At 63.4% G+C, this 19666-nt stretch carries 19 protein-coding genes; 8 read left to right on the top strand and 11 right to left on the bottom strand.

The window, feature by feature from the left end:
* Positions 1–324: 324 nt before the first annotated feature.
* The 8 genes from scpB to OTERR_RS06345 all read right to left on the bottom strand — a co-directional run bounded on the left by scpB (position 325) and on the right by OTERR_RS06345 (position 6283).
* Positions 325–930 carry an SMC-Scp complex subunit ScpB gene (gene scpB / locus OTERR_RS06380; RefSeq protein WP_054620558.1) on the bottom strand — a complete coding sequence of 202 codons (606 nt, stop codon included), beginning with the start codon at positions 928–930 and terminating at the stop codon, positions 325–327.
* Complete coding sequence (locus OTERR_RS06375) at positions 887–1744, bottom strand: segregation and condensation protein A (RefSeq protein ID WP_149426454.1); 858 nt, start codon at positions 1742–1744, stop codon at positions 887–889. Before OTERR_RS06375 ends, scpB begins: the two co-directional genes overlap by 44 nt.
* 99 nt (positions 1745–1843) lie before the next feature.
* A complete protein-coding gene (locus OTERR_RS06370) occupies positions 1844–3046 on the bottom strand; it encodes a tryptophan--tRNA ligase (protein ID WP_149425183.1) in 1203 nt (400 codons plus the stop codon).
* Between the two features lie 35 nt (positions 3047–3081).
* Complete coding sequence (locus OTERR_RS06365; RefSeq protein WP_149426453.1) at positions 3082–3747, bottom strand: site-2 protease family protein; 666 nt, start codon at positions 3745–3747, stop codon at positions 3082–3084.
* A gap of 81 nt (positions 3748–3828) precedes the next feature.
* The gene (locus OTERR_RS06360) at positions 3829–4461 is read right to left on the bottom strand and encodes an L-threonylcarbamoyladenylate synthase (protein WP_149425182.1); all 633 of its coding nucleotides are present in this window, start codon (positions 4459–4461) and stop codon (positions 3829–3831) included.
* A gap of 20 nt (positions 4462–4481) precedes the next feature.
* On the bottom strand, positions 4482–5396 hold the full coding sequence (locus OTERR_RS06355; protein WP_342780115.1) for a 3',5'-nucleoside bisphosphate phosphatase: 915 nt from the start codon (positions 5394–5396) through the stop codon (positions 4482–4484).
* Between the two features lie 109 nt (positions 5397–5505).
* A complete protein-coding gene (bfr, locus tag OTERR_RS06350) occupies positions 5506–5979 on the bottom strand; it encodes a bacterioferritin (RefSeq protein ID WP_054620553.1) in 474 nt (157 codons plus the stop codon).
* An 85-nt stretch (positions 5980–6064) separates the two neighbouring features.
* Positions 6065–6283, bottom strand: a complete 219-nt coding sequence (locus OTERR_RS06345; protein WP_246154371.1) for a (2Fe-2S)-binding protein — start codon at positions 6281–6283, stop codon at positions 6065–6067.
* 202 nt (positions 6284–6485) lie between these two features.
* Here OTERR_RS06345 and gcvH point away from each other — a divergent pair, with 202 nt between their 5' ends.
* Both gcvH and OTERR_RS06335 read left to right on the top strand, forming a co-directional pair.
* On the top strand, positions 6486–6863 hold the full coding sequence (gene gcvH / locus OTERR_RS06340) for a glycine cleavage system protein GcvH (protein ID WP_054620551.1): 378 nt from the start codon (positions 6486–6488) through the stop codon (positions 6861–6863).
* A 24-nt stretch (positions 6864–6887) separates the two neighbouring features.
* Positions 6888–7412: a gamma carbonic anhydrase family protein gene (locus tag OTERR_RS06335; protein WP_149425181.1), complete on the top strand. Its 525-nt coding sequence runs from the start codon at positions 6888–6890 to the stop codon at positions 7410–7412.
* A 111-nt stretch (positions 7413–7523) separates the two neighbouring features.
* Here OTERR_RS06335 and fliW read toward each other — a convergent pair whose 3' ends face one another.
* Entirely contained in the window at positions 7524–7958 is a 435-nt protein-coding gene (fliW, locus tag OTERR_RS06330; protein ID WP_149425180.1) for a flagellar assembly protein FliW, read from the bottom strand.
* A gap of 158 nt (positions 7959–8116) precedes the next feature.
* Here fliW and OTERR_RS06325 point away from each other — a divergent pair, with 158 nt between their 5' ends.
* From OTERR_RS06325 to hslO, 5 genes are all read left to right on the top strand, one after another.
* Positions 8117–11257 (top strand): PAS domain S-box protein, encoded by a 3141-nt coding sequence (locus tag OTERR_RS06325; protein ID WP_149425179.1) that lies wholly within the window; start codon positions 8117–8119, stop codon positions 11255–11257.
* The gene (locus tag OTERR_RS06320) at positions 11254–13587 is read left to right on the top strand and encodes a GGDEF/EAL domain-containing response regulator (RefSeq protein ID WP_149425178.1); all 2334 of its coding nucleotides are present in this window, start codon (positions 11254–11256) and stop codon (positions 13585–13587) included. Before OTERR_RS06325 ends, OTERR_RS06320 begins: the two co-directional genes overlap by 4 nt.
* 166 nt (positions 13588–13753) lie before the next feature.
* Entirely contained in the window at positions 13754–16108 is a 2355-nt protein-coding gene (locus tag OTERR_RS06315; RefSeq protein ID WP_149425177.1) for a Tex family protein, read from the top strand.
* Between the two features lie 149 nt (positions 16109–16257).
* Positions 16258–16611 carry an ArsC family reductase gene (locus tag OTERR_RS06310; protein WP_149425176.1) on the top strand — a complete coding sequence of 118 codons (354 nt, stop codon included), beginning with the start codon at positions 16258–16260 and terminating at the stop codon, positions 16609–16611.
* A gap of 29 nt (positions 16612–16640) precedes the next feature.
* A complete protein-coding gene (gene hslO / locus OTERR_RS06305) occupies positions 16641–17576 on the top strand; it encodes an Hsp33 family molecular chaperone HslO (RefSeq protein ID WP_246154368.1) in 936 nt (311 codons plus the stop codon).
* A gap of 15 nt (positions 17577–17591) precedes the next feature.
* Here hslO and OTERR_RS06300 read toward each other — a convergent pair whose 3' ends face one another.
* Both OTERR_RS06300 and OTERR_RS06295 read right to left on the bottom strand, forming a co-directional pair.
* The gene (locus OTERR_RS06300; RefSeq protein WP_054620540.1) at positions 17592–17846 is read right to left on the bottom strand and encodes a hypothetical protein; all 255 of its coding nucleotides are present in this window, start codon (positions 17844–17846) and stop codon (positions 17592–17594) included.
* Positions 17847–17970: 124 nt separating this feature from the next.
* Positions 17971–18231 carry a DUF2325 domain-containing protein gene (locus OTERR_RS06295; RefSeq protein ID WP_082396677.1) on the bottom strand — a complete coding sequence of 87 codons (261 nt, stop codon included), beginning with the start codon at positions 18229–18231 and terminating at the stop codon, positions 17971–17973.
* 246 nt (positions 18232–18477) lie between these two features.
* Between OTERR_RS06295 and OTERR_RS06290 the strand changes: the two genes are divergently transcribed.
* Complete coding sequence (locus OTERR_RS06290) at positions 18478–19638, top strand: NnrS family protein (RefSeq protein WP_149425174.1); 1161 nt, start codon at positions 18478–18480, stop codon at positions 19636–19638.
* The last annotated feature ends 28 nt before the right edge of the window (positions 19639–19666 follow it).

The raw sequence follows: 19666 nt of genomic DNA, 5'->3' as shown, positions 1-19666 counted from the left end.
CGACTTTCACCATCCGGACGGCGGCGGCCACCGCGGCCAAACGACTTGCCACCGCCCGAACCACCTGCACCTTCGGGGCGCGGTGGACGCGGACCACGGGAGCCTTCCGGTCCATTGCCATTACGAGGAGGGCGTCCTTCACCGGACTGGCGGGGGGGGCGAACGTCGCCGCCCGCTCCTGCTTGCGCACTGCGCTCACTTCCCCCCTGACCTTCGCCACGGGGCGGGCGGTTACGGAACGGACGGCGCGGTCCCTTGCGGCCTTCCGGACGGCCGCCGGCGGCGCCTTCCTGGCCGTCACGGGGGGCGCTGTTCTTGGGGCTCTTAGATTTGTTGTAAGGCATCGGCTAGATCCAGATTCGGGTTGATGTCTTCCAGGGGCGGCAGCTCGGTCAGGCTGCGCAGCCCCAGATCGTCCAGGAATTTCTTGGTGGTGGCATAGAGGCCGGGACGCCCCGGCGTTTCACGGTAGCCCACCACGTCTACCCAGCCCCGCTCTTCCAGGGCCTTGATGACTTGGGTGGCCACAGCCACCCCACGGATTTCTTCGATATCGCCCCGGGTGACCGGCTGGCGGTAGGCGATGATCGCCAGGGTTTCCATCACCGCCCGAGAATAGCGCGGCGGCTTTTCCGGATGGATACGCTCCACATAGGAGACATATTCGGCCTTGGTACGGAAGCGCCAGCCGGAGGCCAGTTGCACCAATTCGACGGAGCGCCCTTCCCATTCGATGCGCAGATCGTCGAGGAGCTTGCGCAACAGGTCGTTGCCATAGTCCTCGTCAAACATGCGCTTGAGTTCATTCAGCGTCAAGGGCTCCTGGGTGCACAATAAGGCGGCTTCCAGGATGCGCTTGAGCTCGGCCGTATTGCTCGGCCCGGTCTTACTCGACCGACTGTTCGACGACTTCGCTGCTGGATTGGCCATCGGACAACCTCACGTAAATGGGCTGGAACGCCTCGGTCTGGCTCAGAGCAATCAGCTTTTCTCGCGCCAACTCGAGCATGGCGAGGAAGTGCACCACCAGTACCGACACCCCCTGAGTGGTGTCGAACAGGTGGGTGAATTCGACGAAGCCGCCCCGGTCGCGCAACTCGCGCAAAATGATGCCCATGTGTTCGCGTACTGACAGTTCTTCGCGGCGGATGGTGTGGGCCTTGGTCAGCTTGGCCTGACGCAGGATCACCTGCCACGCCCGCTTCAGGTCTTCCGGATTCACATCCGGGTAGCGCAGGGCCTCGCTCTTCTCGGCCCACACCTCGGCCCAGTGGAAATCCCTGTCAGCCTGAGGCAGTTCATCCAAGGCGAAAGCGGCGCGCTTCATCTGCTCGTACTCGATCAGGCGGCGCACCAATTCGGCCCGGGGATCCTCAACCTCGTCGCTGTCCTCGGTCTTGGCCCGGGGCAGCAGCATGCGGCTCTTGATCTCGATGAGCATCGCCGCCATCACCAAGTAATCCGCCGCCAGTTCCAGGTTGGTGGTGCGCATTGCCTCCACGTACTCCAGGTACTGGACAGTCAGTGGCGCCATCGGAATGTCGAGGATGTTGATATTGGCCTTGCGGATCAGATACAGCAACAAGTCCAAAGGACCTTCGAAGGCGTCGAGAAACACCTCCAGGGCATCCGGCGGGATATACAAATCCTGAGGCACCTCGGTCATCGGCGAGCCGTAGATGCGTGCCACCGCATCAATGGACTCGATGGCCAGAGCCGCCTGCTCGGCCGCCGCCTCCACCATTCCTTCCGGGGCGGTGTCGAGGATGTCCGGCGCGTCGGACGCGTCTGGCGCCGGAGGCGTAGCGGGGGCCTGAGGATTCACCGGGTCGCCCTTTGGGTGTCAGTTGTAGCCCAGGCCTATGGCCTCGCGCACGTCGCGCATGGTTTCCTGGGCGAGCTTGCGCGCTTTTTCGTTGCCGTCGGCGACGATGTTACGTACCAGCTGGGGATCGTCCAGGTACATCTGGGCCCGCTCGCGCATCGGCGCCTGCTCCTTGAGGATGCCGTCGATCACCGGCTGCTTGCACTCCAGGCAGCCGATGCCGGCGCTCTTGCAACCCTTCTGCACCCACTCCTTGACCTCACTGCCGGAATAAACCTGGTGCAGCTGCCACACCGGGCACTTTTCGGGATCGCCCGGGTCGGTGCGGCGCACCCGCTGCGGGTCGGTAGGCATCTTTTTGATCTTGTTGCGCACGGATTCTTCGTCCTCGCGCAGCGTGATGGTGTTGCCGTAGGACTTGGACATCTTGCCCCCGTCCAGGCCAGGCATCTTGGAAGCTTCGGTAAGCAAGGCCTCGGGCTCCTGCAGAATCATCTTGCCGGTTCCCTCCAGGTAGCCGAACAGACGCTCCCGGTCCACGTTGGACAGGTGCTGGACTTCATCGAGCAGGGCCTGGGCCTGGCCAATGGCAGCAGCGTCACCCTCCTGCTGGTAGCGGGTGCGCAGTTCCTCGTAGAGCTTGGCCTTCTTGCTGCCCAGCTTCTTCACCGCTTCCTGGGCCTTTTCGGCAAAGCCCGGCTCGCGGCCATAGAGGTGGTTGAAACGGCGCACCAGCTCCCGGGAAAACTCGATGTGGGGAATCTGGTCTTCGCCCACCGGCACGTACTTGGCCCGGTAGATGAGGATGTCGGCACTCATCAGCAGCGGGTAGCCAAGGAAGCCGTAGGTGGACAAGTCCTTGTGCGAGAGCTTTTCCTGCTGATCCTTGTAGGTCGGCACCCGTTCCAGCCAGCCCAGAGGCGTCATCATCGACAGCAAAAGATGCAGCTCGGCGTGCTCGGGCACCTTGGACTGGATGAAGATCGAAGCCTGGGAAGGATCCACCCCGGCAGCCAGCCAGTCGATCACCATGTCCCACACCGAATCCTCGATGATCTGGGGGCTGTCGTAGTTGGTCGTGAGCGCATGCCAGTCGGCCACAAAGAACAGGCAAGGGTACTCATGCTGGAGCTTGACCCAGTTCTTGAGCACACCATGGTAGTGACCAAGGTGGAGCGCCCCCGTGGGGCGCATGCCAGAAACGATGCGTTCGACGTACATGATGGTTCCGAGAAAAAAAGGCCGGAAAACGAGGATTAGCCAGGAAGCTGAAACAAGGCGACCAGCAACGCCTGAGCCAGGCTAACGATGGGCACCAGCACCATGCTGAGCACCCCGGTAAACAGCAGCAGCAGCAAAATTGGAAAGCCCCAGCGCTCAAGCTGGGCAAACTTACAGGCCGCGCGGTGCGGCAGCAGACTAACAGCGATGCGCCCGCCATCAAGGGGCGGCAGAGGCAGCAGATTGAGGGCCATCAACACCAGGTTGATGTTGATACCCGCCTTGCTCATTTCCGCCAGGGGCAGGCTGTAGGGATTGAGCGGCATCTCCCAGGCCAGCTTGAGACACAGCGCCCAGATGCAGGCCATCACCACGTTGGCCGCCGGCCCGGCGGCTGCTACCCACAACATATCCTTCTTGGGATTGCGCAGGCGGCTGAAATCCACGGGCACCGGTTTGGCCCAGCCAAACAGAATGGCGTCGCCACCCAGAGCGTAGCTGGTAAACAAGATCAGCCCCGGCACCAGCAGCGTGCCCACCGGATCGATGTGGCGCAAGGGATTGAGGCTGATCCGCCCCGCTTGCCAGGCGGTAGGATCGCCAAAATAGCGCGCCACGTAACCATGGGCAGCCTCGTGCAAGGTGATGGCAAAGATCACCGGCAGCGCGACGATGGCGATGGTTTGAATCAGGCTGTTGATATCCATGATAGGCGAATGAAGGCGGCCCCGGATTCTAGCAAAGCCGCCAGGCGACGCTTGAGGTAGGCACGAAACGGCGGTTCAGGGCCGTTCCAGCCCGAAAGGGGACGGATCGCCGCGGCCGGCCCGGATCAGTTCAGGGCGCCCACCGGTCAGGTCAATCACTGTGGTCGGCTCGACGCCGCAACCGCCACCATCGACCACCAAGTCCACCTGTGCATCGAGGCGCTCACGGATTTCCTCGCCATCGTTCAGGGGCAGATCCTCACCGGGCAGAAGCAAGGTCGAGGTAAGCAGCGGTTCGCCCAACTCGGCCAGCAAGGCCTGGGCAATTACGTTATCCGGTACGCGCAGGCCAATGGTCTTGCGCTTGGGATGAAGCACCCGCCGCGGCAATTCCTTGGTGCCCTCAAGAATGAAGGTATAGCTGCCTGGGGTGGTGTTTTTGAGCAGCCGGTACTGGGCGTTGTCCACCCGGGCATAGTGGGCGATCTCGGAAAGATCGCGACACATCAGGGTGAAGTGATGGCGCTCGTCCACGCCGCGAATCGTGCGGATCCGTTCCAGGGCATCCTTGTCACCCAGATGGCAGCCCAAGGCATAGCAGGAGTCGGTGGGAAAAACGACGATACCCCCCCCACGGATCAGTTCAGCCGCTTTGGCAAGCAAGCGGGGCTGGGGATTCTGCGGGTGGACAGAAAAATACTCGGCCATAAAAAATAGGAGAAAACGAACTACATTTTTTCCCAGACCGGGGTCAGCCCGTCGGGAAGGGAGGCAATACGCCCCAGGTCAGAGTAGCTCTCGCCCGGTCCGTGAAAATCGGACCCGCGCGAGGCGAGAAAACCGAACTTGCGCGCCACGTGAGCAAACTTGGCTACCTCGTCGGGGCCGTGGCTGCCGGACACCACCTCGATGGCATCGCCACCACAGTCCTTGAAGGCTTCGAAGAAAAACCCCAAGTGCTTGTTGGATAGCTTGTAACGTCCCGGGTGCGCCACGACGGCAAGCCCGCCAGCGCCATGCACCCAGGCCAAGGCCTCCTCCAAGGTCACCCAGCGGTGCGGCACGTAGCCGGGCTTGCCGGGCACCAGGTAATCGTCGAAGACGCTCTTCACATCCTTGGCAATGCCGATCTGCACCAGATAGCGAGCAAAATGCGCACGCGAGATAAGGCTTGGATTCTCGCAGTACCCCATGGCACCTTCGAACGTACCGCGGATGCCAATGCGCTCCAGTTCCGCTGCCATTCGCCGCGCTCGATCTTCCCGACCATTGCGTATAGCGGTCAGACCGGCCACCAGATCGGCACTGGTCGGATCAACCGCCAGACCAACCATATGGATGGGGGTATCGGCCCATTCGATGGAAATTTCCACGCCCGGGGCAAAGCGCACTCCCAACTCCTCGGCGGTAGCCTGGGCTTCGGGGATTCCGGCCAACTCGTCGTGATCGGTCAAGGCCAGCCAGGTTACCCCGTTGGCGTGAGCGCGACGCACGACGTCTGCCGGCGGCAATAGGCCATCGGAACAGGTGGAGTGACAGTGGAAATCGCAGTTCATGGATGCAATCTGCCGGTAGCGGCGGCAGGCCTGACAAGACGTCGCATCAGAGCCACTGATGCGGGCAGGCACGGTCAAAGCGGTCACACACACGCTTTGCAATGGCGGAAACACCCGCCAATCAAGGAAAAAACAGAACCGATCATAACACAGCGGGCCGGTTCGACCGGCCCGCTGGAGCACGCCCGACGAGAGGTCAGTCGTCGTTCATCTGAGCCTGGAGGTAATTCTCCAGGCCTACTTGCTCGATCAGGGTGAACTGGGTTTCCAGCCAATCGACCCGCTCTTCCTCTTCCTCCAGGATGTCTTCGAGCAACTCGCGGGTAACGTAGTCAGCCACCGATTCGCAATAGGCGATTCCGTCCTTGAGCAACGGCAGCAGGTGATGCTGGAGCTTGAGGTCGCATTCCAGCATTTCACGGGGATTTTCGCCGATGTAGAGTTTGCCGAGCTGCTGCAGGTTAGGCAGACCTTCGAGGAACAGCACCCGTTCGATGATCTTGTCGGCAAACTTCATCTCGTCGATGGAGGAGCGATACTCCTTATCGTTGAGCCGTTTTAGCCCCCAGTTCTTGAACATGCGAGCATGCAGAAAGTACTGGTTGATGGCCGTCAGTTCGCCGGTGAGGATTTTGTTGAGGTGCTGGATAACCTTCTTGTCGCCCTTCATAACCCGGAACTCCTGAATTTAAGGATTTCCTCAAGGTTAGCACAGGCCCCGCCAGGCGAAAGCGGGAGTACTCCGGAGCCCCGACTCAGGCGGGTTGCAGCAGACCAGGCAGGGAGAAGGCACCGGCGGTCTCTTCGCGTAACTGGGCCTTTACGTCCTTGCAGCACTTGCCGCAGCAGGTGCCGACGCACAGGTTCTCACGCAATTCGCGGTAGGTCGTGGCCCCCTGGGAGATTTCCCGGGAGATATCACGGCTGGTCACGGCATGGCAGACACAAACGTACATGGCGGCGGCTACTCTCAAGTGAAGACCCGGAACCGGGTGTCGTTTTGAGAATTATTATCAAACAAACAGTTCAATGCAAGTAATTCTTATCTTCATTGTGTGAACATTTTGTATCTGGCCCGCCCTCTCCCGCCGTTCCGGGAATGGGGAGGGTCCGGTATAGTCCCAGGCCAGTCCATCAATACAGGCCGCAACCCCAAGGGCCGCTCAGGAGAATTCCATGACCCATATCCCCGACGATCTGCGCTACGCCCCTGGCCACGAGTGGGCCCGTTCCGAATCCGATGGCACCGTGGTGGTCGGAGTGTCTGACCACGGCCAGGATTTGCTTGGCGACATGGTCTTCGTCGGTCTGCCTGAAGTGGGCAAAGTGGTGGCCGCCGGTGACCCGGTTGCCGTGGTGGAATCGGTGAAGTCCGCCGCCGACGCCCACGCGCCGGTGGCCGGTACGGTTATCGAAGTAAATGCGGCTGCCGCCGACGCCCCCGAATCGGTCAACAGCGATCCCTACGGGACCTGGCTATTCAAGCTGCGCCCCACCGACCCAGCGGAAATCGCCACGCTGATGGATGCCGCCACCTATCGGGCCAGCCTGTAAGCATCCACTGATTAGGGAATCCCCATGCCGACTTACAGCCTGCCCGGAAAGACACCCCAGCTCGCCGCATCGTCCTGGGTCGCTCCAAACGCCACGATCATCGGTGACGTGCGCCTTGGCGACGGCGCCAGCGTGTGGTGGAACGCCGTACTGCGCGGCGATAACGATCCCATCACCATCGGTGACAACAGCAATATCCAGGACGGCTCGGTGCTGCACACCGACGAGGGGGTTCCCCTAACGCTGGGCCGCAACGTCACGGTCGGGCATCTGGTGATGCTGCACGGCTGCACGGTCGGCGACAATTCACTGATCGGCATCGGGGCAGTCGTGCTCAATCGGGCCGTCATTGGGCGAAACAGTATCGTCGGGGCCAACACCCTGATTCCGGAAGGCAAGGTTTATCCGGACGGTGTTCTCATCCTCGGTAGTCCGGGCAAGGTGGTGCGGCAACTGGATGATGCGGAGATCGCCCGGCTGGCGCACAGTGCCGACCACTATGTGGATAATGCCCAGCGCTACGCACAGGGACTGACCGAGCTCGCCTGACCAACCTGGCCTATCGGCCAAGCACGACCCAAAACGACAACGGGCACCACGAGGTGCCCGTTGTCGTTTTTATTTAACCAGCCACAGAACCAAGCCGAGGCCAGCAAAGACTCACACGCCTGTACTCAGACTGGTCAGCATCACCTTAGGCTTGATCTGGGGCAACACCTTCTGCATACCGAGACGCTCTCGAACATTGATCAGCAAGGGCGAGCGGGTGCCCACCCCGACCTTGCCCTCTTCCTTGAACAGCACCACCATCACCGCCACGTCCGCCAGGGAGGCAAGCTTCAAGGCTTCGGTTTCCTCGTCGGATAGTTCCACTTCGTATTCGAATCCCAGCGCGGTAGGGTCAATGATCTGGAACGCAACTTCGGGATCGTCCAGGGATTGCAGCGTGAAAGTCGCTGGAGGGGAGCCGGCAGACTCCTCGTGAATCAGCTGGAAACGATGGTTCTCTTCGAACCCCAGCAGCCCTTGGGGAAACTGGAGAATGGTGTCGGGATTGACGTCCACGGTGCCGAACAGATGGGTGGCAACCTGCATGAAAACTCTCCTGAAGCAAAGGTAAAGGGCTAAAACCCATCCCCCAAGATCCACCACGGGAGGAATCTGGGTCGGGAAAGCTTTCATTTTGCATCAAAGCTACCGAAAATGCCCACGACTCCTTGCCCCTCCCACCGCATTCCACCGGACATCCGCCTATGGCGTTCTCCCTGCCCACAGCCATCGTCGCGACGATCATCAACACCTCCATCCTCGCCAGCTGCTTCTTCTACCTCTGGTCCCGGGATCGGCAGCGGCGCTACCTGGCTTGGTGGGGAACAGCCTTCCTGGTGAACATGCTGCGCCTGGGGATTCAGTTCGTTCAGGACACCCTCCAACGCCATGACGGCCTGATCATCGGACTGATCTCACTGGCTTTCGCCCTGGCCACCACTTTTTTCTGGATCGGTTCCCGCCAGTACGCCAACCGCCCGCTGCGCCCCATGCCGATAGTCGCCCTGCCCGGCCTGACGGTAGCCTGGGCCGTCGTGAGTGAGTTGCTTCACCTGGGTTTCGTCGCCCGCACCCTGCCGATCGTTCTCCTCGCCGGGGGCGTCCTGATCGAAATCGGCCGCCTATTCTGGCGCAGCGCCCGAGTACGTGACGACCGACTGGCTCGCGTGGCGGGAGGGCTGTTCGTTCTCTACGGCATCCACGTCATGGACGCCCCTTACGTACGCCTGCAGCCAGACCTCGCCCCCTACGGTTACCTGCTCACTGCCGCCCTGACCTTCTGTATCGGCATTGTCTTGATCTTGCTCGCCGAGCAGGAGCAGCGCCTGCAGGCCGCCCGAAATGCGGCCCAACTCCATACCGAATCCTTACGCCGCAGCGAGGCAGAATCGGCCCTGCGCGAGAGCGAGAGCCGCTTCCGGCGTATTTTCGAAGCGGTGGACAACATTGCCGTACAGGGCTTCAACCGAAACCGACAAGTCATCTACTGGAATCGGGCCAGCAAGGCCTTCTACGGCTATACGGCGGAAGAAGCCCTGGGACAACCCATCGAGCAACTGATTCTTCGGCCCGACGAGTACGCCGCCTTCGCCGCCGCCTGCGATGCCGCGGTGGAAAGCGGCCATCCGCCCGCACCGGGTGAATTTGAGGCCTGCTGCAAGGACGGGAGCATCCGGGCCATCTATTCGACCCAGGTGCTCATCGCCGGGGCCAATGGCGAACCTGAGATCTACTGCATCGATCTCGATCTATCCTCACTGCGCCATCTCGAAGCGGAATTAGCGGCATCCCATCAGCGCTTTAATGCGCTTGCCCAAGGAACCACTCTCGGGGTGTTCGTCACCAACGGAGAAATGCGCCCGGTCTTCTTCAACGACCGCTACCTGGAAATCATGCAGCTCGACCGGCAACAAGCCCTCAAGGGCGGTTGGCGGGAACGGGTCGCCCCCTCGGCGCGGACGTCCGTTGAAGCCCAATGGGCAGCAGCCCTCGTCGCGGGCAAGGCATTCACCGGCGAGAGCCAGCTGACCATGCCCGACGGCTCATCCCGCTGGATCCAGGTTCATGCGGCCCCCTTGTTGGAAGAAGGCCGACACGGCGGCTTCGTCGGCACCGTAGAGGACGTCACTGGCCGCAAACAGGCACAACTCGCCCTGCAGGAAAGTGAAGAACGTTTCTACCGCATGTTCTACCTGCTGCCTGACGTGGTCACCATCAGCAGTATCGAGGATGGCCGCTTTCTCGACATGAACGGCAGCTGGGAAGGCCTGTTCGGCTATACCCGTGAAGAAGCCCTGGGCAAGAGCACCTACGACCTGGGAATCTGGATCCACACCGAAGAGCGGCGCGAATTGGTGAACAAGCTGATGACGGACCTTTCGGTACGCAATCAGCGGGTACACCTGCGACGCAAGGATGGCACCCCCTTCCTGGCCGAGCTGTCTTCCAGCCAGATCGAACTGCGCGGCGAACGCTACCTCCTTATGGTCGCCCGGGACGTGACCGAACAGGAGCGGCAGCGCCGGGCCCTGGCCGAAAGCGAAGAAAAATTCGCCAACCTGTTCCGCGTCTCGCCCCTACCCCTGGCCTTGAGTCATGCCGAGACCGGCGCCTATCTCGACGTCAATACGGCCTGGGAGCGGCTCCACGGCCTGACCCTGGAACAGGTAGTCGGCCATACGGCCCACGACCTCGGCGTCGTCGCAAATCCCGAGGTACTGCGCGCCGCCCTGGAAGCTCTCGCCGAGCATGGACACGCCGAGAACTTCGAGATCACCATCTACAACCGGCAGCACCAAGCACTCAGCACCCTACTTTCCGGCCACCTGATTCGCCTCGGCGATGCCCCCTGCATCATCTGGAGCACGGTGGACATCACCGAGCAACGCGCCTTCCAACACCGCATCGAAGAGCTCAACGAAAGCCTGGAGGCCCGTGTCCGGGTACGCACCGCCGAACTGGAACAGGCCAACAACGAATTGGGCGAAGCCCTCCTCACCCTGCAGCAGACCCAGGCAGAACTGGTCCGCTCGGAAAAACTTGCAGCCCTGGGCTCCCTGGTGGCCGGGGTCGCCCACGAGCTCAACACGCCGATCGGTAACGGCGTCACCGTGGCCAGCACCCTGGACGAACGGACCCGGGAATTTATCGCCCAGGTGGAATCAGGCGCCCTCAAGCGCTCGACCTTGAACGCCTACCTGGATAGCTCGCGCACCGCCTGCGACCTGCTGATGAAGAACCTGGCCCAGGCCCGCGAGCTGGTCACCAGCTTCAAACAGGTCGCGGTGGACCAGACCAGCAGCCAGCGTCGCCAATTCAACCTGCGCCATGTGGTGGACGAGGTATTCGCCACCCTGCAGCCGATGCTCAAGAAAACCCCCTACCAAGTCGTGATCGACGTTGCACCCGACATCCTGGTGGACAGTTTTCCGGGCCCCCTCGGCCAAGTTTTGACCAACTTCACCACCAACGCCCTGACCCATGCCTTCGAGGGACGGGAGCATGGCACCCTGCACGTTTCCGCGACTCTGCCCGGTCCCAACGAGCTGGAGATCAGGGTGGCCGACGACGGGGTCGGCATCCCGCCCCATCTACGCGAACGCATCTTCGACCCCTTCTTCACCACCAAGCTCGGCAAGGGCGGTAGCGGGCTGGGCCTGAACATCGTGCACAACATCGTCACCCAGATTCTCGGTGGCCGTATCGTGGTCGAGAGCATCCAGGCTGACGATGCGACCTCCGGGTTATCTCCAATTGGCAGTGGCACGACCTTCGTGATTAAAATGCCATTGAAAATAAATAACCATGAGTCTGTCACGGCTGCCGCCGCGCCTCAGAACCAATGACCACCCCCATCGAGCGCGCACTGGCGGTACCGACGGACCCGCAAGAGAACCAACAGGGAGAGTTCATCAGCATCATGGAAGCATCGGACGACACGCTCGACATCATCGAAGATGAGACACCCGCCGTAGAACAAGAGTCTCCCCGGCGGGACGCCTGGAAAATTCTGGTGGTCGATGATGACCCGGAAGTCCACCACGCTACCCTGTTCGCCCTGGAAGGCACCGCCCTCCTCGGCCGCTCCCTGGAATTTCGCCACGCCTATTCCGCCGCAGATGCCGAAACAGTCCTGCGCGAGGAACCCGACGTCGCCGTAATCCTGCTCGACGTGGTGATGGAAAACGAGCAGGCCGGCCTGCGTCTGGTGCACCACATTCGCCAGGAGCTGGGGCTCTACGACGTGCGCATCGTCCTGCGCACAGGCCAGCCCGGCTATGCGCCGGAACTGTCGGTGATCCGCGACTACGACATCAACGACTATAAGACCAAGTCCGAGCTGACCCGCACCCGCCTGGTCACCACCCTGACCACGGCCCTGCGCTCCTTCGAACAGATCCGCACCATCAACGCCAGCCGCCGCGGTCTGGACCTGATCGTCCGCTCGGCTGCTGACCTGTTCTCGCGCCGCGTGCTCAAAGGCTTTGCCGAAGGCGTGCTGACCCAGATCGCCGCCCTGCTCGGCCTGCGTCCCGAAGGCCTGCTGTGCGCCCAGCACGAACCCTGTGCCAGCAGTGCAACCATGCCACCGGTCGACGAGCTGCTGATCGTCGCCGCCGCCGGCCGCTACGCCCCCTGCATCGACACCCCCCTGGACAGCCTGCACGACCCCCGCATCGTCGCTCTGATCCGCCGCGCCCTGGCCGAACAGCGCCATCAGTTCGGCGACGACCACACGGTGCTGTTCTTCCCCTGCCCTCACGGCCGGGATGCGGCGGTGTACCTGGAAACCGGCATCGCCCTGTCGGAAACCGACCGTACCCTTCTCGAAGTGTTCTGCGTCAACATCGCGGTCGGTCTGGAAAACGTCGGCCTGTTCAACGACCTCAACTTCTACGCCTACGCCGATACCCTGACGCGGCTACCCAACCGGGTCGCCTTCGTCCGGGCCATCGATGACGCGCTACGCGCCCAGCATCAAGACAAACAGCCCCGTTCGGTGGTGCTGCTCGACATCGACGGCTTCTCCGAAATCAACGACGCCCTGGGCCATCAGGAAGGGGATCAACTTCTCCTCGCCGTTGCCCAACGGCTGGCCACCCTGCCTACCGAAGTGACCGTGGCCCGGGTCTCCGGCGACGTCTTCGCCCTGCTCGGCCCGGCCCCCCTACTCGAACCAGAGCGCACCCTGGGCCTGTTCACCCAGCCCTTCCAGCTCGGCGAAACCCCCTTCCTGGTGTCGTGCACCTTGGGCGTAGCCGACCTGGCCGAAGCCGGGGCCAGCGGTCTGGAAGCGATCAAGAACACCAACATCGCCCTCAATCGGGCCAAGACCGAGCAGCGCGGAGGCTACCACCTCTACCGCAGCGACATGTCCTCCGCCGCCCGGGAACGGCTGCTGCTGCTCTCCGACCTGCGTGGCGCACTGGAACAGCAGGGCCTGGGGCTTTCCCTGCACTACCAACCCCAGCTGTCGATGGTGGATGGCCGCCTCACGGGCGCCGAAGCCCTGATCCGCTGGCAACGTACCGACGGCAGCCGTATTCCGCCGGATCGCTTCATCTCCCTGGCCGAGCGCTCCGGCCTGATCATTCCCCTGGGCAACTGGGTGGTGGACCAGGCATTGGCCCAATTCCGGCGCTGGGAAGACCAAGGCATCGACCTGCCGCGGATCGCCATCAACATTTCCCTGCCCCAGCTGCGCCACCCGGCCTTTTTGCCCTTCCTGCGCGAATGCCTGGAGCAGTACCGCATCGCCCCCGAACGCATCGAGCTGGAGATCACCGAGAGCGTGGCCATGCAGGAAGTTGACCTAGCCCGGGAAGCCCTGGCCCGCTGCAAAAATCGGGGCCTGTGCATTGCCCTGGACGACTTCGGCACCGGCTTCTCGTCCCTGGCTCACCTGCATCGCCTGCCCCTGGACCGGCTCAAGATCGACCGCTCCTTCGTCCGTGACCTGGCCACCCAGCTGCAACAGGAAAGCGCCGGCAGCTCCATTGCCGAAATGATCGTGCGTCTGGGGCATACCTTGTCCCTGGCGGTGATCGCCGAGGGGGTGGAAACCGCCGAGCAGCAGACCTGTTTGCAAAACCTGGGCTGCGACGAAGCCCAAGGCTATCTCTACGGCCGCCCCATGCCCGAAGGCGACTTCGCCGCCTGGGTCGCACAGCGCTGAGTGACGGGCGCCGCCCGCCGAGTCAGCCCGCCCTGCCGCCCATTCCAACGGCACTGCCGCGTCCTGCCCGCCACCGGGCGGGACGCGGCCCGACTTGCCCCGGCGGCGAGTTTTGGCCATAGTGCCGCCTCCGTTTTGCATTTGCCCCCACTCTTTTCCGTCATACATGCTGCCTGCCATCGAACACCGCATTGCCGAGGAACTCGGCGTCAAGGCCGCCCAGGTCATCTCCGCCGTCAACCTGCTCGACGAAGGCGCCACCGTGCCCTTCATCGCCCGCTACCGTAAGGAAGTCACCGGCGGGCTCGACGACACCCAGCTGCGCACGCTGGAAGAGCGCTTGGGCTACCTGCGCGAGCTGGAAGAGCGCCGCACCGCGATCGTCGCCTCCATCGACGAGCAGGGGAAACTGACCCCGGAACTGAAGGCCGAGGTGCTCGCCGCCGAGACCAAGCAGCGCCTCGAAGACCTCTACCTGCCCTACAAGCCCAAGCGCCGCACCAAGGCCCAGATCGCCCGGGAAGCGGGCCTTCAGCCCCTGGCCGACGCCCTGCTGGCCGACCCGACCCTGACGCCGGAAACCGAGGCTGCCAAGTATCTCAACGCCGAGGCCGGCGTTGCCGACACCAAGGCGGCGCTCGACGGCGCCCGGCAGATCCTCATGGAGCAGTTCGCCGAAGACGCCGCCCTGCTCGGCCAGTTGCGCGAATACCTGAACGACCACGGCGTGGTCGTTTCCACCGTGGTCGAAGGCAAGGAAACCGAGGGCGCCAAGTTCCGCGACTACTTCGACTACTCCGAGCCGATTGCCGCCGTGCCCTCGCACCGTGCCCTGGCCCTGTTTCGCGGTCGCAACGAGGGTGTGCTGCAGGTAGCGCTCAAGCTCGACACCGAGCTCGACGAAGAGAAGCCCGCCACCGGCAACCCCTGCGAGGGCCGCATCGCCCTGCGCTTCAACGTCAAGGACCAGGGCCGCGCCGCCGACAAGTGGTTGCTCGACACGGTACGCTGGGCCTGGAAGATCAAGATCTTCCTGCACCTGGAACTGGAGTTGATGAACGAGCTGCGCGAACGGGCCGAGGAAGAAGCCATCCGCGTCTTCGCCCAGAACCTCAAGGACCTGCTGCTCGCCGCCCCCGCCGGCCCCCGCGCCACCCTGGGCCTGGACCCGGGCATCCGCACCGGGGTCAAGGTCGCCGCGGTGGACGCCACTGGCAAGCTGCTGGAAACCGCCACCATCTACCCCCACGAGCCGCGCCGCGACTGGAACGGCAGCCTGGCCACCCTGGGCGCCATCTGCCAGCGCTGCAAGATCGAGGTAGTGGCCATCGGCAACGGCACCGCCAGCCGCGAAACCGACAAGTTGGTGGCCGACCTGATGAAGCTGGCCCCGGAACTCAAGCTGACCAAGATCGTGGTGTCCGAAGCCGGCGCCTCGGTGTATTCCGCCTCCGAATTCGCCGCCCGGGAATTCCCCGATCTGGACGTCTCCCTGCGCGGCGCCGTATCCATCGCCCGCCGCCTGCAGGATCCCCTGGCCGAGCTGGTCAAGATCGAGCCCAAGTCCATCGGTGTCGGCCAGTACCAGCACGACGTGTCGCAAAGCAAGCTGGCCAGGAGCCTGGACGCGGTGGTGGAAGACTGCGTGAACGCCGTGGGCGTGGACGTGAACACCGCCTCGGTGCCCCTGCTCACCCGCATCTCCGGCCTCAACGCGGCCCTGGCCGCCAACATCGTCTCCTACCGGGACAGCCACGGCGCCTTCAGCGACCGCAAGGCCCTGTTGGAAGTGCCGCGTTTAGGCGAAAAGACCTTCGAGCAGGCCGCCGGTTTCCTGCGCATCATGAACGGCGCCAACCCCCTGGATGCTTCGGCGGTGCACCCGGAAGCCTATCCGGTGGTGGAAAAGATCCTGGCCGACATCAAGCGCGGCATCAAGGAGGTGGTGGGCAATTCCCAAGTGGTGAAGGGCCTCTCCCCGACCAAGTACACCGACGAGAAATTCGGCCTGCCCACTGTCCAGGACATCCTCAAGGAACTGGAAAAACCCGGCCGCGACCCGCGCCCCGAGTTCAAGACCGCCAGCTTCGCCGACGGCGTGGAAGACCTGAAGGACCTGCGTCCGGGCATGATCCTCGAAGGCGTGGTGACCAACGTGGCCGCCTTCGGCGCCTTCGTGGACATCGGCGTACACCAGGACGGCCTGGTGCACGTCTCGGCCCTCTCCAACAAGTTCGTCAAGGACCCGCGGGAGGTGGTCAAGGCCGGCGACATCGTCAAGGTGAAGGTGCTCGAAGTCGACATCCAGCGCCAACGTATCGCCCTCACCATGCGCATGGACGACGAGCTGCCCCGGGAAGGCAAGCGGGACGGGGCGCGCAGCGATGCCCCCCGTGGAAGCCAGAATCCGCGCGGCTCTCAGGGCAGCCATCGTGGAAACGCCCAAGGGGCGCGGAGTTCCGGAGGGACCGACCTGGGCGGCTCCGCCATGGCCGCCGCCTTCGCCAAGCTCAAGCGCTGATCCGGCAACGCCCCTCCCCCAGCCCACGGCCTGGCCCCGCCAGCCCGTGGGCTTTTTCATAGCCTTGCCGCCCGTGCCGGCGGCAGGCCGCCCTGCTATCATCGCCCTCCTTCCCCGGCCCCGGCCGGCACCGCACTGCGAGCACCGCCATGATCAAGGTTTACGGCATCAAGAACTGCGACACCATGAAGAAGGCCATGACCTGGCTGACCGACCATGGGGTCGATTACGAATTCGTCGATTACAAGAAGGCCGGCGTGGCTGCAGGCCGCCTGCCTGAATGGGCGGCCAAAGCCGGTTGGGAAACCCTGCTCAACCGCAAGGGCCTGACCTGGAAGAAGCTGCCGGAAGAGCGCCGCGCCGACGTGGACGAGGCTGCCGCCCTGGCCCTGATGGCCGAACAGCCGAGCATGATCAAGCGCCCGGTGGTCGAAGTGGGTGGCGAGCTGTTGGTAGGCTTCGACCCCGAGGTCTATGCCCGCACCTTCGCTCCCGGCAACTAACGTCGATGACGTCCCTGAAAGGAAACTCCGTGACCACGTCCGACCACCGCCCCGATACTCCTGCCGTGCCTGCAGGCAGCGTCGGCAGCCTGGATAGCGATTACATCGTCCGTTTTCTCTTCGACCACCTCGATATCCGTGGGGCGTTGATCCACCTGGGGCCCGCCTGGCAGGCCCTGCAGATCCAGCGCAACTACAGCGAACCGGTTTCCCTGCTGCTCGGCCAGGTCACCCTGGTCACCACCTTGATCGCCTCCCAGCTCAAGCAGATGGGTCGGCTGACCTTGCAGATGCGCGGCGACGGCCCGGTCTCGATGCTGGTGGTGGATTGCGACGATCAACTACGCCTCAAGGGCATGGCACGCAGCGAGGGCGAGGTTCCTGCCGGGCCGGTGCCGGCCCAGTTGGGCGACGGCCAGATCCTGCTCTCCCTGGATCTGGAGACCGCCCGCCATCCCTACCAGAGCCTGGTTCCCCTGGAAGGCGATACCCTGACCCAGGTATTCGAGCACTTCATCGCCCAATCCGACCAGCAGCCGACCCGCCTGTGGCTGGCGGTCAATGACGGCGCCTGCGCCCTGCTCTTCCTCCAGCGCATGCCCAGCGAGGGCGGGGTGGCCCGGGAAAACATCGATGCGGATGGCTGGGACCGGGTCACCCACCTGGCGTCCACGGTGCGTGACGACGAGCTGCTCGGCCTGGCTCCCGAAGTGCTGCTCGGCCGCCTGTTCGCCGAGGAGACGGTGCGGGTCTATCCGCCCCGGGGCGTGACCTACTACTGCCCCTACAACCGGGACAAGGTCGCCGATATGCTGCTCGGCCTGGGCCGGGACGAGGTGGAAGCAGTGCTGGCCAGCCACGGCGTGGTGGAAATCCACGACGACATCTGCAACCACACCTATACCTTCACCGCCGACGACGTGGCCGCCCTGTTCGACGCGGCCGGCCAGGCGCCCCGTCACTGACCCCGGTTGCCGGTCTCAGAGGTTGCCGGTGGCGCCCAGCAGCCCTACCGACAACACGCCGGCCACCACCCACAGGGCCATCCAGCCGGTGCGCCGATAGAACCGGCTGGCTTCCCGCTCGATTTCGTCGAGCTCATGGACGATGCAATGGAAGGCCCGCCCGGTTTCCAGCCCGATGCGGGAGGCCCCGACCCGGGTCAGATAGTTATCCACGCATTCCTCGCATCCTTCGCCCAACATGCCCTTGGCACTGCACGCGGCTGCCATCATGGTGCTCTCCCCAAAAAGCCCGGCGACCTGAACGGTGCACCGGGGATGGGTCATACTGTTACCCGCCAGTGCTACATGGCCATGACAGATGGCTGACAATCCGGAAAACCGGGGCCGCCCGCGGTCAATGGGTGACTGCCACACCCTTGCGCCGCACGTAATCCACCTGGATGGCGTGCTCCCGGGCCAGCTTCTTCATGCGCTTGGCCAGGTTGTGGTTGATGTAGTCGAGCACGATCACCATGTGCTCGACCCTGGCGGGAAACGGCCGGGTCAGGTCCGAGGTCTTACGTCCGGTCCAATGCACGATGTCGTGGTAGCCCCGGGCCTCAAGTGCACGACGGGTCGGTTCGACATGATCACCACCAACGATGAGAGCTCGCATGACGGGTAAGGGCCTCCCAGCCCGGGCCGCGATGGCCGAATGAAGACCCGGTTGAGTGTAGTGACGGCGGTTTATCGCCGAAAGAAATTAAACCTTTATAAAAATTCGATTCAACGTATAAGCAGCTAGGATTCCTCAATGCCCTCCCACTTCCGCCGCCACGGAAAACCCGGGCAGATCAAAGCCATGGTCCGGGGCATCGAGGCAAGCTAGCGCCAACACCGTCATCGCCCGTCGAGAACCCTCATGAAGTTGTCCGCCCACCCGCTCTGGCTCGTTGGCTTCCGCCCCTTCTTCACGCTGGCCTGCCTGGCCGGCGTGGTTCTGCCGCTGCTCTGGGCCGCCCTGTTCAGCGGCGAAATGACGGGGCCGTCCGGGCCCTTTTCCCTCATCCAGTGGCACGCCCACGAGATGTTCTTCGGTTTTGGCTGGGCCGTGCTGGGAGGCTTTCTCCTCACCTCGACCAAAAACTGGGTCAATGTGCGCGGCTACCACGGCGCCGCCCTGATCTGGCTGGTGGCCGCCTGGCTGTTCGAACGACTGGGTATGTGGTTCGCCGGCGCCTGGCCGCGCCCCCTGTTCCTGCTCGCCAACAATCTGTTCCTGGTCTCCATCGTCGCCATGCTGGTAGCGACCCTGGTGCGCCACCGCAAGACCGACAGCTACAAGGACAACGGTTTCTTCCTGGTGGTGCTGCCCCTTTTCCTGGTGGCCAAGAACCTGATGCTCGGGACCGACACCTTCGCCCTCGGGGTGACCATCGCCCTGGGCCTGTTCCGGATGGCCTTTCTGGTGATGCTGGAACGGACCATGACCGCTTTCATGAAGGGCGCCTTCCAAGTCGTGCTGCCGCGCCATGCCTGGCTCGACCTGCCGATCAAGGGCCTGGGCCTCGTTCTGGTAGCGGCCGGCCTGCTGCCGCCGGCCCTGGTCGCCGGCATCGCCCTGATCCTGGCCGCGTTGCTGCTGACCCGTTTTTTCCTGTGGAAACCCCAACTGGGGTTGCGCCGCCTCGATGTGGGGGTGATGTACCTGGGCTACCTGGCCATCGCCGCCCAGCTACTCATCGAGTTCGTCGCCGTGGCCTATCCGGTAGCCTGGATCGGCACGGTGTCGGTGCACGTGTTCACCTTCGGCGCCATGGGCCTGATCATTCCGGCCATGCTGGTGCGTATCTGCCAGGGCCACACCGGGCGCAAGGTGGTGTTCGCCCGGGCCGACAAGGCCGTGCTGTGGGTAATGATCCTCGGTTTCATGCTGCGCCTGGTGGCGCCCCAGCTGTACCCGGCGGCCTATGCCCACTGGATCCACCTGGCCGCCCTGTGCTGGGCCAGCGCCTTCGCCCTGCTGGGCTGGCGCTACGTCCCCTTCCTGTTCCGCCCGCGCATCGACGGCAAGGAGCACTGAGCCGGAATTGTGTGGAATCGGCCACGTA

The organism is Oryzomicrobium terrae, assembly GCF_008274805.1.
In the GTDB taxonomy this organism is placed as follows: Bacteria; Pseudomonadota; Gammaproteobacteria; order Burkholderiales; family Rhodocyclaceae; genus Oryzomicrobium; species Oryzomicrobium terrae.
The sequence above is the reverse complement of the archived record's forward strand: the minus strand, read 5'-3'. Positions and strand labels throughout refer to the sequence as shown.